Below are 15,838 nucleotides of genomic sequence, written 5' to 3' on the forward strand. Positions count from 1 at the left end.
CATACCGCAGGAGCCGCTCCCGGGCGGCTCCGAATTTTCCCCGAGCGGGCCGAAGGCCCGAAACGTTCCCAAGCGGGCCAATGGCCCGAAAGTCCCACATGTCCATACGCTTCTTCACTTTCGCCTGCCTGCTGCCGCTGATCAGTTTTGCGCTGGCCTTTCTGGCGCTGCCGCTCGTACGGCTGATCCTTGGCGCCGCCTCGGGCGAGGCCGGCTGGGGGGTCTACTGGCAGATCCTGCAGACGCCGCGCTATATCTCGGCCCTTTTGCAGACAATCTGGATCTCGGCGGCGGTGACCCTCGCGGCGCTGGCGATCTCCACCACGGCGGCACTCTTCCTGCAACGCAACCGCTTCCCCGGCCGCAGCCTGCTGCTGTCGGTGCTGACCCTGCCGCTGGCCTTCCCGGGGGTCGTCGTCGGCTTCATGATCATCCTGCTCGCCGGGCGTCAGGGGCTGGTCAACCAGCTCACCCCCGGACACACGGTGTTCGCCTATTCGTCCTTCGGGCTCTTTCTCGGCTATCTCTACTTCTCCATTCCGCGCGTCCTGCTGACGGTCATGGCCGCCGCGGAAAAGCTCGACCCCGCGCTCGAAGAGGCCGCCCGCACCCTCGGCGCGCCCGCATGGCGGGTGACATGGGACGTGCTGCTGCCGGCGCTGCGCCCGGCGCTGATCGCCTCCGGGGCGATCGCCTTTGCCACCGCCATGGGGGCCTTTGGCACCGCCTTCACGCTGGCCACCGACATCGATGTGCTGCCGATGGTGATCTACACCGAGTTCACCCTGTCGGCGAATTTCGCCATGGCCTCAGCGCTTTCAGTGGTGCTCGGCCTTGTCACCTGGGGACTTCTGCTCGCCGCGCGCAGCCTCTCCGGCGGCACCATCGCGGCAGGGGGCTGAGATGCGGATCACCAAGCTATTGCAGCTCTCCGTCACCCTTCTGGCCTGCACCTTCCTGCTGGTCCCGACGATCCAGTCGGTGCTGGCCGGGGTCACCGCGAACTACTTCCGCGGGCTCTCTTCGGGGCTGACGCTGAAATGGGTGGCCGAGGTCTGGTCGCTCTATTCCGGCAGCATCTTCCTGTCGATCTGGCTGGCGCTGGCCTGCCTCGTGGTGACCGCCGTGATCGGCGTGCCGGCCGCCTATGCGCTGGCGCGCAGGCCCGGCCGCTGGTCGCGGGTGATCGAGGAATTCGTCTCGCTGCCCCTCGCCATCCCCGGCCTCGCGCTGGCGCTGGCGCTGCTGCAGCTCTACGGCAGCCTGCAGGGGTTCCGCGCCCATTGGAGCTTCATTCTCGTCGGCCACGTGCTCTACACGCTGCCCTTCATGTTGCGTGCCGTGCTCGCCGTTCTGGCGGCGATCGACCTCAAGAGCCTCGAGGAAAGCGCCGCCACGCTGGGCGCTGGCCCGTGGCGTCGCTTCGTGGATGTGGTCGTGCCCAATGCGCTGCCCGGCATCCTTGCAGGCGGACTGACGGTGGTCACCCTGTCGATCGGCGAGTTCAACCTCACGTGGATGCTGCACACCCCGTTCCTGAAAACCCTGCCGGTGGGGCTGGCCGACAGCTACGCCTCCATGCGGCTCGAGATCGCCTCGGCCTACACGCTGGTCTTCTTCGTGATGATCGTGCCGCTGCTGCTGGCAATGCAATGGGCCAGTTCCCGCGCCCAGAGGATGTTCCGATGACCCTGACGCTTTCACAGGTTGCCAAGACCTTTCCGGACGGCACCCGTGCCCTCAACCCCACGTCGCTGGAGATCGCCGAGGGCGAGATCCTCTCGCTGCTCGGCCCCTCCGGCTGCGGCAAGACCACGCTTCTGCGGATCATCGCCGGACTCGAGGCCGCCGATGCGGGCGGCACGCTCAGCTTCAACGGCGAGGATGTGACGCGGCTTCCGGTCGAGCGGCGCAAGATCGGCATGGTTTTCCAGAACTACGCGCTGTTTCCCAACATGTCGGTGCGCGGCAACATCGGCTACGGGCTGAAGATGGCCGGGCTGCCGCGCGCCGAGATCACCGCGCGGGTCGAGGAGGTGATCGCCCTGTGCCGCCTGCAGCCCTACGCCGAGCGCGCGATCACCGCGCTCTCCGGCGGCCAGCGCCAGCGCGTGGCCCTGGCCCGCGCCGTCGCGCCACGCCCGCGGGTCCTGTTGCTCGACGAGCCGCTCTCGGCACTGGACGCGGCTCTCCGCACCGACTTGCGCGACGAACTGGCGGACTTGCTGCGCGCCGTCGGCATCACCGCCGTCTTCGTCACCCACGACCAGGACGAGGCCATGGCCATCGCTGACCGTGTCGCTGTCATGTGCATGGGAAACGTGCTGCAGGTCGGCGCGCCCGAGGCGCTCTACCGCCAACCCGCCGACGCCTTTGTCGCCCGCTTCGTCGGCAACGCGATGCCGCTCGGCGGGGAGATCGCAGGAGACCGGCTGCTCCTCGACGGGGCGGTCCTGCCCCTGGCGCGGCCGGCTGACGGAAACACCGCCTGGGTCCGCGGCGAAGACATCGCGCTCGACGATGCGGGGCCCCTGCCCGCCACCGTCGACGCGGTCACCTTCCTTGGCACCCACTATCGCATCAAGCTGACCACCACCGGCCCCGCGCCGCTGTTCGCCCTGCACCACGGCCACAGCGCCCCCCGCCCCGGCGAGACCGTACGGCTGTCCATTCCGCCGCACGCGATCCTGACCCTGCCCGCCGCGGCCTGATCGAAAGACCCCCCATGACCTCCATCATCATCCTGTCCGACACGCATATCGTGGCCGAGGGTGCCCTCGCCTACGGCCATTCCGACACCGCCGCCGCCCTGATGTCCGCGATCACTACGATCAACACGCGCCTGCCCGAACTCGGTCCGGTCGAGGGCGTTCTGGTGACCGGCGACCTGACCGATTTCGGCACCGAGGAAGAGTATCGCCGCTTCGCCACCATGATGCAGCGGCTCGCCCTGCCCTGGTGGGCGATCCCCGGCAATCACGACCGTCGCGGGCCGATGCGCTCGGTCTTCGCGGGGGCTGACTGGCTTCCGGCAAGCGGCGAGGTGAACTGGCAGCGCAGCTTCGGCGACTGGGAGCTGATCGCGCTCGATACCCTGCGCGAAGGTGCGCATCATGGAGAGCTGGGTGACGAGGGCCTCGCCTTCCTAGACGCCGCGCTGTCGCGGATCGGCACGCGGCCAGCGCTGGTCGCGACGCACCACCCGTGGATGGCCTCGGGCATCGCGGCGATGGACGCCGACAATTTGCACGACGGCGCAGCGCTTATGGCGCGGCTCGAGGCGCACCCCGGGCCGGTTCGGATGATCTCGGGCCACGTGCATCGCACTGCCTTCGCACAGATCGGCCGCGTGCCGTGCCAAATCGTCCCGGCCCCGTGCCACGCCGTGCATCTGGATCGTCGCCCGGGTGCCGAGAACTGCCTCGCGCTCGAACCGGGCGCGCTGACCCTGATTTCCCACTCGAGCGAACAGGGCTTCACCTCGATGCAGGTCCCGGTCGGGCACGTGCCGGGGCCGTGGCCCTTCGGAGAGGTCTGAGCGGCCTGCGATACGATCGGAAATCGACGCGAGCCGAGACAGCTGCGGTTTCTCGATCAAACGCCGAAGTGACCCCGTCGCCGCGCGCGGATCATTGTTCCCGGCAGATGCATGTGGCTATGTCGCCTCATGCGCATTCTGCTTGTCGAAGATCACGAGGATTTCGCCGCCACCGTCGCGGTGCGGCTGGGCCGAGATGGTCACAGCGTCGACGTCGAATCCGACGGTGGCCGCGCCTATGCGCTGCTGGGACACAAGGAATTCGACCTCGTCCTGCTCGACGTCAACCTACCGGGCCGCAGTGGCTTCGAGGTCTTGCGCGAGATGCGGCTCTCCGGCGACGACACGCCGGTGCTGATCCTCACCGCCCGGAGCGAGGTTGATGACCGCATCCTCGGGCTTGACACCGGCGCAGACGATTTTCTCGTCAAGCCGGTGGATCTCGGTGAACTGGCGGCGCGCTGCAGGATGCTCGGACGCCGCCGTGCGGGGCGCGCGCAGAACGTCGTCACGTGCCGGGGGTTTTCCTACGACCGCGCCGCGCGCCGCGCCACCTTCGAGGGCCGCGACATCGTGATGCCAGCCCGGGAGTTGCAGCTTCTGGAGATCTTCCTCGATCACCTCGGCAAGGTTCTGACCAAGGAAGAGGTCGCGCACCGTCTCTACACCTTCGACGAAGCGCCCAATCTCAACTCCATCGAACAATTCGTGGCGCGGCTCCGGCGCAAGCTGGAGGGCACGCCGGTCCGGCTCCAGACCTTCCGCGGCCTCGGCTATATGGCGCGCCTCGATGATGAGGCCTGAGCCGGGACATGTCCGGCACCCCGCGCGCGGGTCACTCTCGCGCCGCCTGTTCGGCCTGCTCTGCGCGGGGGTCGGGGCCGTTTACCTCTTGCTCCTCGCATTTTCCTACGCCGAAAGCGGGCTGCGGGCTGACCAGACCTACGACCGGCTGCTGCGGAGCGCGGCGCTTTCCATGCTGGAGCGGGTACAGATGCGCCCGGACGAAACCGGCGACCCGCGGCTCTGGGTCGATCTGCCGGCGGCGGCCTTCGACACCTTGGCCTTCGCGCCTGACGACCGGGTTTTCTACCGCGTGCACAGCAGGGCCGGAGAGGAACTGACCGGAAACCCGCGACTGCCGATGCCCAAGAGGACAATGTCGTCCGAACCTTACCTATACACCGCCACATGGTCCGGCGAGCCCGTGCGGTTCCTCGTCCAGTCGAGGGCCTTGCTGACCGAACAGGGCGAGATATGGGTCACCTTGCAACTCGGCCAGACCCGTCTCGCGCGGGACGCAGATGCGCTGCGCGCCTTTGGCTGGAGTGCCCTCACGCTGACCGCTGTGGCGGTGCTCTGCCTCGCCTTGGTTCCGCTGGCCGCGCGGCGGGCACTTGCCCCCCTGCGCGGTCTGAGCCACGACCTTGAGGCCCGGCACCCTGACGATCTCGGCCCGCTCGACGGGCCCTCTCCGAGGGAAGTGGCGGGGCTGGTCAAAGCGCTCAATGGCTTCATGTCGCGGCTCACTGCCATGCAGAGGCGGAGCGAGCGTTTCATCGCCGATGTGGCGCATCAGATGCGCACGGGGATCAACGCGGTGGACGCGGAAGTGCAAATGGCCAGCGAAGCGGCGAGCTTGGCGGATGTCCGCGAGCGGTTGGCACGCGCCCGGTCCCAGTCAGCCCGAACGATGCGGCTCACAAACCAGCTGTTGTCGCACGCCATGGTGATCCACCGCGCCGAGGCACAGCCGGCACAGGCGCTCGATTTGCGCGCTCTGGTACGGGAGGTACTGGTCGAGGTGCTCGCCGCGCCGCAGTTCGCCGCGATGGACCTGTCCTTCGAAGACGCTCTGCCGGAGCCCGCCCCGACGATCCTGGGCGATCCGGTCAGCCTGCGCGAGGCCCTGCGCAACCTGTTGGAGAACGCGGTCCAGCACGGTGGAGCCAACGTCGGGGTGACCGTCACTCTCGCGTTGGTCTCCGCAGACAGCATCGCGCTTCGGGTTTCCGACACCGGCCCCGGACTGGCGGAGGAGGAGCGGCTCCGGGTGCTGGAGCGCTTCCGCGCCAGCGGCGCAACCGGAGGCTCGGGTCTCGGCCTGGCCATCGTCGCCGAGGTGGCTCAGGCGCACGACGCCGAACTGACCATCGACACGGCAGCTTCGGGCGGGCTGGCCGTGACGGTGACCTTCCCCGGAGCATCACCGGCACCGCAAGGCGGGCCGTCGCGGAGGGATGCGCTCCTCCTCCTTGCCGCTGCGCCGCTCGTCCTGGGCGCAGCTCTTCCCGGCGCCGCCCGTGCCGATGCAACGCTGACCATCTGGTCTGCCACAGATGCCCAGATCATCGCGCCGATCCTCGACGCGTTCCGCGATGCGCATCCCGACATCTCCTTCCGGTACCGCGATTTCGACACGCAGGCGCTCTACAGCGCTGTCCTTGCGAGCGGGCCGGGAGGAGCGGCGCCCGATGTGGTCATCAGCCCGGCGCTCGACCTGCAGGTACAACTGGTCAACGAAGGGCTTGCAAGGCCCCTCCCCCGCCGCGCTGTGCAGGCAGAGAGCGCCGCCAACTGGCGCGGCGAGCTCTTCGGTTTCACCCTCGAGCCGGAGGTGATCGTGCTGAACCCTGCGGCCTTCGCGGCGCTGCCGCGCCCACGCAGCCACGCCGGGCTCGCCGACCTGATCCGCGACAACCCGGCGGTTTTCGCGGGCCGGCTGGGCACCTACGACATCCGCCGCTCGGGGATCGGCTACCTGCTGTCGGCGCAGGCCGCGACCCTGGGGCCGGACCACGCCCGGCTGACCGAGATCATGGGCCATACCGGCACACAGCTCTTCGAGACCACCGCCGACATGGTCCGCGCCGTGGCCGAGGGTGAGATCCTCCTCGCGACCGGTGTGCTGGGCTCCTACGCGGCGGCCCTCGTCTCAGCGGACGAGCGGGCCGAGATACTGCTGCTCGAGGACTACAATCTTGCCGTTCCGCGGACCGCCTTCATCAGCCGTGATGCCACCCAGCCCGAGGCCGCGGCGCGCTTCATCGAATTCCTGCTGGCCCCTGCCGGGCAAGCCGCGCTTGCCCGTGCCCCGGGGCTCGCCCCGCTCACCGGCCCCGACTGGCTGAGCTCCACCGAACGCGCGAGCCTTCTGACTCTCCAGCCCGGCCCGGGGATGCTGCTCTGGCAGGACCGGATGAAACGCCAAGGCTTTCTCGCCGACTGGGTTAGGTCCATCACGCCATAGGTCGGATTCAACCCAGAAGAGAGTTTCCTGACCAAGTCCTGACTGACACCTGACTCCAGCCTGACCAATGGCCCCGATCCCTACCGGCTCTCTGGACATATCCGGCGTTCCGGCCCCAGTCCTCCGCAACGGTATCCAATGGTATCCTGAGGAGGAGAAGGAATGCTCGCAGTTCTCGGACTTGTCATCGTCGTGGCCGTGGTCGCGCTGCTGCTGTCACGCCGCGCATCGCCCATCGTCGCCTTGACCCTCGTGCCCCTGATCGGTGCATTTGTCGCCGGCTTCGGGCCCGCCGAGATCAGCGAGTTCTTCCAGACCGGCATCGGGCGGGTCATGCAGGTGGCGACGATGTTCGTCTTCGCCATCGTCTTCTTCGGGGTAATGCAGGACACCGGGCTGTTCCGGCCAATCATCAACGGGCTGATCCGGCTCACCGGCGGCAACGTTGTCTATGTCGCCATCGGCACGGCGCTGATCGGCGTCTGTGCGCATCTCGACGGTGCCGGGGCCACCACTTTCCTGCTGACCGTCCCGGCGCTGCTGCCGCTCTACGCGCGTCTCGGGATGAGCCGGTACCTGATGCTCATGCTGCTCGCCACCGGCGCCGGCATGGCAAACATGCTGCCCTGGGCCGGCCCGCTCGGCCGGGCCGCAGCCGTCACTGGCCTTGAGGTCACCGACCTCTGGCGCCCGCTGATCCCGGTGCAGCTGACCGGGCTTGTGGTGCTGCTGGTGATTGCCGCGCTCTACGGGCTGCGCGAGCGGAAACGCATTGCCGCCGCGGGCTCTGCAGAAGCCGCCATGGCCGCCGCGGACGGCACCTCCCTTGAGCAAGCCCATCACAGCCGAACCGAACTTGGCGCTTTCGAGGACGGACACGAACTCACCGAACAGGAAGCGGGCCTGCTGCGTCCGAAGCTCCTGTGGGTCAACGCGGTGATCTTCATGTGCGTGATCGCCACGCTGGTCAGCGGCATTCTGCCGGCGGCCTATGTGTTCATGATCGGCCTCGGGGTGCTGATGGTCATCAACTACCCTGACGTGTCGATGCAAATGGACCGCATCCGCGCCCACGCGGACTCGGCCCTGCTCATGGGGGCGATCATTCTCGCAGCGGGCAGCTTCCTTGGCATTGTCGATGGCAGCGGTATGCTGCGTGCGATGGCAGAGGCGCTGGTCGGTGTGTTGCCGGAAGGCGCGGTCGGTATTCTGCACCTGCTGCTCGGCCTCGTCGCCTTGCCGATCGAGCTCATCCTCTCGACCGATGCATACTATTTCGGCCTGCTTCCCATCGTGCTGCAGATTACCGAACCAGCAGGGATCGACCCCGCATCGACGGTCCACGCGCTGGTCATCGGAAATATCGTCGGCACTTTCATCAGCCCGTTCTCTCCCGCAATGTGGCTGGCGCTCGGCCTTGCCCGAGCAGAGATCGGACGACACATCCGCTACTCGATCGTGACCATGTGGGTGTATTCGCTGATCCTGATGGCGGTGGGATACTTGCTCGGTCTCTACTGACCCGGCGACCCACTGGAGACCGAAGATGGCCTCTGGTCACGCAGTTGAGCCTCTGCCGTCTGATTGAGTTAGGCGCAGGAAACCAACGAATGCCGGGCCCGCCGGGGACCGGCATCAGGTTTTCATTCCAAGAGCGAATGCGTGGAACGATCCTGAGATTGCGCGATATAGTGGCGCGCGGATCCGGCATCTGTATCCCCCGCTGCGCTCGGGCTGTGATCGCCGCCGGATTTGCGCTAGGGCCATTCAGGGGTGCCGGAGCGTGCGCCTTGTGAAGCCAGCCTGAAGGAGCGCGGCCGTGTCGCAATCGTCCGATCTGATGTCCCGCATCCAGGACCGTGCGGTCGATCTGACCCAATCCGAGGAACGGCTGGTGGCCGAGCTCATCAAGGCGCCGCGCGACGTCGCCCTGCTCTCGGCCGCCGCCTTTGCCGACCGCGCCGGGCTGCACGAGGCGACGTGCTCGAGGCTCGCCCGCAAGCTGGGCTACGACAGCTATGCTGCCTTCCGTCGTGCCCTTCAGCACACCTATCTCGGCGGCGAGCCGGCGGCACGCATGGCCAGCACGCTCAAGGAGGCCGGAGCCGACCCGCTGCACCACCTCATCGGGCTCGAGATCGCCTCGCTGAGCGGGCTCACCGATCACATAAGCGCTGCGCAGATTGCCGATGCCGCCGACCTGCTCACCGGCCGGCGGGTGTTCCTCTTCGCCCATGGCAATGCCTGCGTGCTGGCCGAGCAGGCCGAGCGCCGGCTGCGCCGCATGTCGCTCGATGCCCGGCGTCTGCAAGGCAGCGCCCGCGACCTTGCCGAGGGGGCGCTCGCCCTGCGCGGCTCGGATGCGGTGATCCTCTTTGCCTTTCGCCGCCAGCCACCCGGATATGCGGCGCTGATGGGTCGTGCCGCCGAGGTTGGGGCTCGGACGCTGGTGCTGGCCGACGAGATCGGCCCGGTGCTGCGCCCCGCCGCAGACCAGATCCTCGCCGCGCCGCGCACCGGCGTTCCCGAGGGTTTCCAGACGCTCACCGTGCCGATGCTGATCCTCAATGCCCTGATCCTCGCACTCGGCAGGCGTAGCGAAGCCCTGTCCTCGCTGTCCGATCTCAGCCGTCTGATTGCCGCCTTTGAACAGGATGGCGAAAAATAAGAGGCGCGAAAATCTCTGCAAGTTTTCTTGCATGTCATATTTTCTTTGCACGATAATCCTACAAGGCCTTTGAGACGCACCCACTCAGAGGCTCCAAATGCGAATTTCCCTCCCCGTACTGACCTTGTCGGCCGTCGCCGCCAGCACGCTCGCCCTGCCCGCCGCGGCACAGGACCTTGACGGCCTCACCGTGGCAGAGCTGCTGCCGCACGCCGAGGCCGAGGGCAGCGTGATTGTCTATTCTTTCACCAGCCGGATCGGCCGCGTGGAAGAGGCCTTCGAGGCCGCCTATCCGGGCATCGACATGATCGGCTACGACCTGTCCTCGACCGAACAGATCGCCCGGCTGAAGGCTGAGGCCGAGGCAGGCCAGACCGTCGCCGATGTCATCTACGTGTCCGACACGCCGGTGGTGATGACCGAGCTGCTGCAAAAGGACCTGCTCGCCGACTATGTGCCGCCGCGCGTGGCGGACCGCGTGCCTACAGAGTTCAAGTCGCCTCTCCTCGCGCAGCGCCTTTCGACCAAGGTGCTGATGTACAACGAGGAGAGCTATCCTGAGGGCGCGCCCGTCGACAGCCTGTGGGATCTCACGCGCCCCGAATGGGCCGGCAAGGTTGTGATGGTCGATCCGCTGCAGCGCGGCGACTACCTTGACCTGATGACCGAGATCGTGCTGCGCGCCGACGAGATGGCTGCGGCCTACGAGGCCGAGTTCGGCACCGCGATCACCGTTGAGGACGGGCTGGCCAATGCTGGCGAGCAATTCATCGCCGACCTCTTCGCCAACGATGTGGTGCTGGTCGGCTCGACCGATGATGTCAACGCCGCCATCGGCGCGGTGGGGCAGGAAAACGCACCGCTCGGCTTCACCAGCTACTCGGACCGCCGCGACAACGCCGACGAAGGCTGGGCCCTGCAGGTGGCGAACGAGGTCGCGCCGTCGAACGGCATCGTCTTCCCCGCCGTTCTGGCGCTCACCGCAGCGCCGCAGCACCCTGCCGCGGCGCGTCTCGCCATCGACTTCCTGATGGGCGACGACAGCGAGACCGGCGGCGCGGGCTTCGCGCCCTTCTACGTGGCCGGCGACTGGGCCACGCGCAGCGACATCACCCCGCACCCCGAAGCGATCGCGCTCGAAGACTTCACCGGCTGGCGGATCAACCCGGAGGCCACGGCGGAAATCCGTGCCGCCGTTGCTGACCTGATCCTGACGCTGCAGTAACTCCCTCCTTCCAAACCAGCGAAGCGGGCCCCTGCAGGATGCAGCTCGGGCCCGCTTCTTGCCGGAGCTTTCCATGACCTTTCCCAAGGGCCTCGCCCCGACCCTCGTGGTCCTGCTCGTGCTGACCCTGCTCGTCGCCGCACCGCTGCTGGCGATCGCCGCCGACACTCTCGGCAGCCCCGCCTGGCACGACGCGCTGTTCAGCCGGCTGTCGCGCAACCTGACGTGGATTCCGCTCGGCAACACGCTGTTGCTGGGGCTCGGCACCGCGCTCGGCTCGGTGCTGATCGGCGGCTTTCTCGCCTGGCTGGTGGTGCTGACCGATGTGCCACTGCGCCGCACGCTGGCGGTGCTGGCCACCCTGCCCTTCATGATCCCCAGTTTCGCCACGGCGCTGGCCTGGTCGAGCCTCTTTCGCAACAGCCGCACTGGCGGCAGCACCGGGCTGCTGGCCGGGCTCGGGGTCGACAGTCCCGACTGGCTGGCCTGGGGGATGATCCCCACCCTCTTCGTGCTGATCGCGCAATACTACGCGCTGGTGTTCACTGTCCTCAGCGCCGCGCTGGCCGCGCTCAGCGGCGATGCGCTCGAGGCGGCCGTGATGACCGGGGCGCCACGCCGCCGCATCCTCGCGGGGATTGTGCTGCCGATGGTGACGCCGGCGCTGCTGGCCGGGGCCTCGCTGGCCTTCGCCGCCGCCGTGTCGAACTTCGCGGCGCCCGCGCTGATGGGCCTGCCGGTGCGGATGCAGACCCTCTCGACAAGGCTCTTCGGCATGATCGAGATCGGCCAGACCGAGCGCGGCTACGTGCTGGCGCTGCTGCTGATCCTTGTCTCCGCCGCCTTCCTCGCGGCGGGCAACCGGCTACTTGCCGGGCGCCGCCGCTTCGCCACGATCTCGGGCAAGGGCGCGCGGCGGCACCGCATGAAGCTGGGCCGGGCGCGCTGGCCGCTGTGCTGGGCGGCTCTCGGCATCTGCTTCATCACCACGCTGGGGCCGATCCTGCTGTTGGTGGCCGCCAGCCTCGCGCCGCAGAGCAGCGCGCTCTTTTCGGACTGGACACTGCATTTCTGGATCGGCGCCGCGGACCCGGGCTTTGCCCGCGGGCAGGAGGGGATCCTGCGCAACCCGCAGATCGTCAAGGCGCTGTGGATCACCCTTGGGCTCGGCCTTGCCGTCGCCATCGCCGCCGTGGCCATCGGCCTTCTGGCCGCCGTCGTGCTGACCGGCCCGCGGCTGCGGGTGCTGACCGAGGCGGTGAGCCAGCTGTCCTTCCTGCCGATGCTGCTGCCCGGGATCGCCTTCGGTGCTGCTTTCATCGCCATCTACGGCGCCGGGATCGGCCCACTGCCCGGTCTCTACGGCACGCCGCTTCTGCTGGGACTGGCGCTCACCGCCGCCTCGCTGCCCTTCGCGGTGCAGACCGGGCGCGCGACGGTGGCGCAGATCTCGGGGGACATCGACGAGGCCGCCCGGATGACCGGCGCCGGCTTCCTGCACCGGATCGGCGCGATCACCCTGCCGCTTGCGGCCAAGGGGATCATTGCCGGCGCGCTGCTGGTCTTCGTCAACGTGGTCGGCGATCTGGCCATCGTCGCGCTGCTCTACACCCCCGACACGCCGGTGCTCTCGGTGCTGTCCTACCGCTACGCCTCGGACGGGTTCCAGCAATTCGCCAACGCCATCACGCTCATAATCCTCGCCGTGTCGATTGCAGCAACGGCGCTGGCCCAGCTTCTCAAGGGACGACGCCCATGATCTCCATCGACGCACTTTGCAAGGACTACGGCTCCGGCCCGGTGGTTCGCGACGTCTCGCTCGCGGTGCCGGAGGGCGCCTTCCTGGTGTTGCTCGGCCCCTCGGGCTGCGGCAAGTCCACCATGCTGCGGATGCTGGCCGGGCTCGAACAGCCGAGCGGCGGAACGATCCGCTTCGGCGACACGCTGGTCGCCGACGGTGCGCGCCTGTCTCTGCCCGCCGAGAAACGCGGCGCGGGGCTGGTGTTCCAGTCCTACGCACTATGGCCGCACATGACCGTGGCGGGCAATGTCGACTGGCCGCTGAAGGTGGCCGGCATGGCCGCCTCGGAGCGCGGCAAGCGCGTCTCCGAGGCGCTCGAGATGATGGGGATAGGCGATCTCGCGGGGCGCTACACCGCCGAGATCTCGGGCGGGCAGCAGCAGCGCGTGGCCCTGGCACGGATGATCGCGCCCCGGCCCAGGGTCATGCTCTTCGACGAGCCGCTGTCAAACCTCGATGCCGCGCTCCGGGTCGAAATGCGGCACGAACTGGCGCGGCTGCACGCCGAGACCGGCGCGACCTCGGTCTATGTCACCCACGATCAGGTCGAGGCGGTGACACTCGCCAGCCATGTCGCGGTGCTGAACCGCGGCCGGATCGAGCAGTTCAGCCCGCCGATGGAGCTTCTCGACCATCCGGCCAGCGCCTTTGTCGCGCGCTTCGTCGGCACTCCGGCGGCGAACCTCATCCCGGTGCGCGCCGGTGCCTGGTTCGGACGACTTCCCGACCCGGCCCTCGCCGGACGCAGTGGAGAGGCGCTGGTCCGCGCCGAGAACCTCGAAATCGCGACGGCACCGTTGCGCGACCGCGCCTGCGTCAAGGCACAGCGGCTCGAGGTCATCCCGATGGCGGGGCGGCTGCTGGTGACCGGTCAGGTCGATGACAGCCTGAGGCTGACCGCCTCCGTCCCGCGTGACGCGAAGCTGCCCGAGAGCTTCTGCTTTGTTCTTCCCCAACACATCCCGACCATTTTCCCGCAAGGAGACCGTTGACCTTGAAACGCTTGCTACTCGTCCGCCACGGCGAAACCGAATGGAACGCGATGCGACGCCTGCAGGGGCAGACCGACATCGCGCTGACCGCCGCTGGCGAGACACAGGCGCGCGCGCTTGCGCCTCTGGTCACCTCGCTGGGGCCGGACCGCGCATGGACGTCCACTCTCAGCCGGGCGCAGCAGACGGCGGCATTGCTCGGCCATGCCGGAGCCGAGCCGATTTCCGCCCTGCGCGAGCAAGCGCTTGGCGATTGGGAGGGGCGGCAGATCGCGGAGATCCGTGCCGAGGCCCCCGAGGCGTATCTTGGCTGGCGAGCGGGCACCCACACGCCGCCCGGTGCCGAGCCCTGGGCCGACTTCCGGCAGCGGGTCGAAGGTGCGCTGACCAAGGCCTTCGAGGCTTCCTCCGAAACCGCGCTCGTCGTTTGCCACGGCGGGGTGATCCGCGCCGCACTGGACGTCGCGCTGGGGCTAAGGCCCTCGAAGATCATCCCCGTCGGCCCGGCCAGCATGACGATCCTTGCGCATACCGGCCGCGAGGTGCGGCTCGAGGCGTTCAACCTGCGCGGCGCCAGCGTCGAGCTGCACGCGCCCGATTGACCCCTGCCCGGGCAGACGTGGAAAACGCTGCCTGCCCGGCGATGCCGCGCTTTACGCTCAGGCCATCTGCTGCCGGGCGGCGGCGGCCTCGGCGTCGAGATGTCCCCGCAGCCCGTCCGGCAGCCGCAGCTCTGTCGCCAATGCGCGCATGTACTGCTGTTCTTCGGGAGTGTCGGGGTCAATGCAGAGCGCCGAGGCAAGGTAGATTTCCGCCTTCTGCGCCTCGGTCCGGGCCAGCGCTGCGATGGCCGCCGGTTCCGCCGGTTCCGAGAAGTAATCGTAGAGCGCCGCCTTCTCGGTCGGTCCCAGATCAAAAGCCGCGACCTGCTCCCGGATGCGACCATGCTCTTCCTGGTCTACGTGGTCGTCGCTCTGCGCCGCGGAGATCATCGCGCGCATGAGGACCAGCCGAAAATCGTCCCCCCGCGCGTCGCGGTCGTTCTCGGGATCGAAGCCGCTCTCGGGTGAGGGTTTTGGAAGCCCGAGAGGATCGGGCTCGGTGCCCGAGGTCTTCTGCGCCTGCCAGTCTGAATAGGCCTTATACGCCAGCCCGCCGACGGCTGCGAGCCCGCCGTACTTGATCGCCTTGCCGCCGAGCTTGCGGCCCTTCTTCGAGCCGGCCAGCAGCGCGATAAGCCCTCCCGCAGCAGCGCCCCCGATGAGCCCCGAGGGCAGGCCCGATCCGGCAGCCCTGTCCGGGGCGCCCACTCTCGCACCTGCGCCACCTTTCGCGCCGAGAAACCCTTCGAGAAGCTTGTTCACGTCCATCCTGCAGACCTCGCTGATCGTTCACCCGAAATTCTTCATCAGGTCAGGTATGAACGGGGGTCATCCAGATCAATTTCGGAAACCCGATCCCTACGGCTTCGTGATAACGCGTTTCTCCCGTCCCTCTTCATGAGCTTCCCACCACCGGCGATCACGATAGAAACGTTCTTGAAGAAAAACCGATCGCGCCGGAAAAATCCGCCAAAGTCATAACTATCTACGGATAGGCCTCGCAATTGCGTAGTACTACGCTGGACAGGAGCCTGATGGGGCTCCTTGCATTGACATCTGAGCGTCGCTGCGGTCGTCGTTGTCGCGCTCCGATCATGCAGCCACCGGGAACAGATTGGCGACGAAGGCGATCTCGTTGATCACCCCGGTATCACAATTCTCGAATTGGCCTTTCCGAAATGTGCGGAAGGTTTCGATGCCGGCGAGCGCGGCCTTGGCTCCGGCCAGTGTCTAGAACCTCCGTATGGAACGCAACCGCTGCTTCAGTGCGGCATGAACACTCTCGATCCGATTGTTCAGATACTTGCGGTCAATGTGGCGGATAGCGTCCTCAGGCCCGCGCTGGCCGTTGATCTCACCGATCACCTTTGCATAGCACCGCGCCTTGTCGGTGATGATCGCAAGGGACGGATAGCACCGCACGGTCTCTCGCGCCTGGCGCAGAAATGCCCTTCTGCCCTGGCATCCCGCCGCGCTGTGAGGCGGAAATCGATCAACTGGCCGAACTGATCCACGGCCCGCCAAAGGTCGCGCCAGCGCCCGCCCACGTGAACGTAGGTCCCATCGACATGCACTGCATCCCTCTCCAAGAGCGATGCCGGGCTGGCCTCTCTTCCGGATTTCGGGGCCAAATTTTCGCACCCAGCGGTGCACAATCGAGGCACCAACAGCAATGCCCCGCTCAGCAAGCATATCTTGTACGTCTCTGCACGAAAGCGGGTGGCGGCAGTACCACCTTACCGCCAGCAGCATGACATCGCGT

At 67.5% G+C, this 15,838-nt stretch carries 13 protein-coding genes and 2 pseudogenes; 13 read left to right on the forward strand and 2 right to left on the reverse strand.

The features are described 5' to 3' along the window. Positions 1 to 98 precede the first annotated feature (98 nt). The 13 genes and pseudogenes from BM397_RS18390 to BM397_RS18445 all read left to right on the forward strand — a co-directional run bounded on the left by BM397_RS18390 (position 99) and on the right by BM397_RS18445 (position 14,076). On the forward strand, positions 99 to 902 hold the full coding sequence (locus tag BM397_RS18390) for an ABC transporter permease (RefSeq protein WP_092429279.1): 804 nt from the start codon (positions 99 to 101) through the stop codon (positions 900 to 902). A gap of 1 nt (position 903) precedes the next feature. Beyond that, positions 904 to 1,689: an ABC transporter permease gene (locus BM397_RS18395; RefSeq protein ID WP_092429281.1), complete on the forward strand. Its 786-nt coding sequence runs from the start codon at positions 904 to 906 to the stop codon at positions 1,687 to 1,689. After that, on the forward strand, positions 1,686 to 2,711 hold the full coding sequence (locus BM397_RS18400; RefSeq protein WP_092429283.1) for an ABC transporter ATP-binding protein: 1,026 nt from the start codon (positions 1,686 to 1,688) through the stop codon (positions 2,709 to 2,711). The genes BM397_RS18395 and BM397_RS18400 overlap by 4 nt, the downstream gene beginning before the upstream one ends. Before the next feature lie 14 nt (positions 2,712 to 2,725). Then, the gene (locus tag BM397_RS18405; protein WP_092429285.1) at positions 2,726 to 3,538 is read left to right on the forward strand and encodes a phosphodiesterase; all 813 of its coding nucleotides are present in this window, start codon (positions 2,726 to 2,728) and stop codon (positions 3,536 to 3,538) included. Between the two features lie 129 nt (positions 3,539 to 3,667). Next, positions 3,668 to 4,342 carry a response regulator transcription factor gene (locus BM397_RS18410; protein WP_092429287.1) on the forward strand — a complete coding sequence of 225 codons (675 nt, stop codon included), beginning with the start codon at positions 3,668 to 3,670 and terminating at the stop codon, positions 4,340 to 4,342. Beyond that, a pseudogene (locus BM397_RS30075) lies at positions 4,332 to 5,054 on the forward strand (sensor histidine kinase N-terminal domain-containing protein); the annotation flags it as partial. The gene BM397_RS18410 and the pseudogene BM397_RS30075, both read left to right, overlap by 11 nt. 102 nt (positions 5,055 to 5,156) lie before the next feature. Further along, on the forward strand, positions 5,157 to 6,788 hold the full coding sequence (locus BM397_RS18415) for an extracellular solute-binding protein (RefSeq protein WP_425425977.1): 1,632 nt from the start codon (positions 5,157 to 5,159) through the stop codon (positions 6,786 to 6,788). A gap of 162 nt (positions 6,789 to 6,950) precedes the next feature. Further along, on the forward strand, positions 6,951 to 8,309 hold the full coding sequence (locus BM397_RS18420; RefSeq protein WP_092429291.1) for a CitMHS family transporter: 1,359 nt from the start codon (positions 6,951 to 6,953) through the stop codon (positions 8,307 to 8,309). A gap of 298 nt (positions 8,310 to 8,607) precedes the next feature. Further along, on the forward strand, positions 8,608 to 9,456 hold the full coding sequence (locus BM397_RS18425) for a MurR/RpiR family transcriptional regulator (RefSeq protein WP_218124914.1): 849 nt from the start codon (positions 8,608 to 8,610) through the stop codon (positions 9,454 to 9,456). 97 nt (positions 9,457 to 9,553) lie between these two features. After that, entirely contained in the window at positions 9,554 to 10,681 is a 1,128-nt protein-coding gene (locus BM397_RS18430; protein WP_092429293.1) for an ABC transporter substrate-binding protein, read from the forward strand. A gap of 73 nt (positions 10,682 to 10,754) precedes the next feature. Then, positions 10,755 to 12,440: an ABC transporter permease gene (locus BM397_RS18435; RefSeq protein ID WP_092429295.1), complete on the forward strand. Its 1,686-nt coding sequence runs from the start codon at positions 10,755 to 10,757 to the stop codon at positions 12,438 to 12,440. Beyond that, positions 12,437 to 13,474 carry an ABC transporter ATP-binding protein gene (locus tag BM397_RS18440; RefSeq protein WP_092429297.1) on the forward strand — a complete coding sequence of 346 codons (1,038 nt, stop codon included), beginning with the start codon at positions 12,437 to 12,439 and terminating at the stop codon, positions 13,472 to 13,474. Before BM397_RS18435 ends, BM397_RS18440 begins: the two co-directional genes overlap by 4 nt. 2 nt (positions 13,475 to 13,476) lie before the next feature. Next, positions 13,477 to 14,076 (forward strand): histidine phosphatase family protein, encoded by a 600-nt coding sequence (locus BM397_RS18445; RefSeq protein ID WP_092429299.1) that lies wholly within the window; start codon positions 13,477 to 13,479, stop codon positions 14,074 to 14,076. A gap of 57 nt (positions 14,077 to 14,133) precedes the next feature. Here BM397_RS18445 and BM397_RS18450 read toward each other — a convergent pair whose 3' ends face one another. Beyond that, a complete protein-coding gene (locus BM397_RS18450) occupies positions 14,134 to 14,838 on the reverse strand; it encodes a tellurite resistance TerB family protein (RefSeq protein WP_218124915.1) in 705 nt (234 codons plus the stop codon). Between the two features lie 468 nt (positions 14,839 to 15,306). Further along, positions 15,307 to 15,740, reverse strand: a pseudogene (locus BM397_RS29970) (DDE-type integrase/transposase/recombinase). Between the last annotated feature and the right edge of the window lie 98 nt (positions 15,741 to 15,838).

The sequence above is a fragment of the Alloyangia pacifica genome (assembly GCF_900116195.1).
GTDB lineage: Bacteria > Pseudomonadota > Alphaproteobacteria > Rhodobacterales > Rhodobacteraceae > Salipiger > Salipiger pacificus.

Coding starts and splice junctions, on each gene's coding strand:
- BM397_RS18415 (WP_425425977.1), top strand. CDS start 5,157: ATGGCCAGCGAAGCGGCGAGCTTGGCGGATGTCCGCGAGCGGTTGGCA.
- BM397_RS18430 (WP_092429293.1), top strand. CDS start 9,554: ATGCGAATTTCCCTCCCCGTACTGACCTTGTCGGCCGTCGCCGCCAGC.
- BM397_RS18420 (WP_092429291.1), top strand. CDS start 6,951: ATGCTCGCAGTTCTCGGACTTGTCATCGTCGTGGCCGTGGTCGCGCTG.
- BM397_RS18435 (WP_092429295.1), top strand. CDS start 10,755: ATGACCTTTCCCAAGGGCCTCGCCCCGACCCTCGTGGTCCTGCTCGTG.
- BM397_RS18395 (WP_092429281.1), top strand. CDS start 904: ATGCGGATCACCAAGCTATTGCAGCTCTCCGTCACCCTTCTGGCCTGC.
- BM397_RS18405 (WP_092429285.1), top strand. CDS start 2,726: ATGACCTCCATCATCATCCTGTCCGACACGCATATCGTGGCCGAGGGT.
- BM397_RS18390 (WP_092429279.1), top strand. CDS start 99: ATGTCCATACGCTTCTTCACTTTCGCCTGCCTGCTGCCGCTGATCAGT.
- BM397_RS18440 (WP_092429297.1), top strand. CDS start 12,437: ATGATCTCCATCGACGCACTTTGCAAGGACTACGGCTCCGGCCCGGTG.
- BM397_RS18410 (WP_092429287.1), top strand. CDS start 3,668: ATGCGCATTCTGCTTGTCGAAGATCACGAGGATTTCGCCGCCACCGTC.
- BM397_RS18400 (WP_092429283.1), top strand. CDS start 1,686: ATGACCCTGACGCTTTCACAGGTTGCCAAGACCTTTCCGGACGGCACC.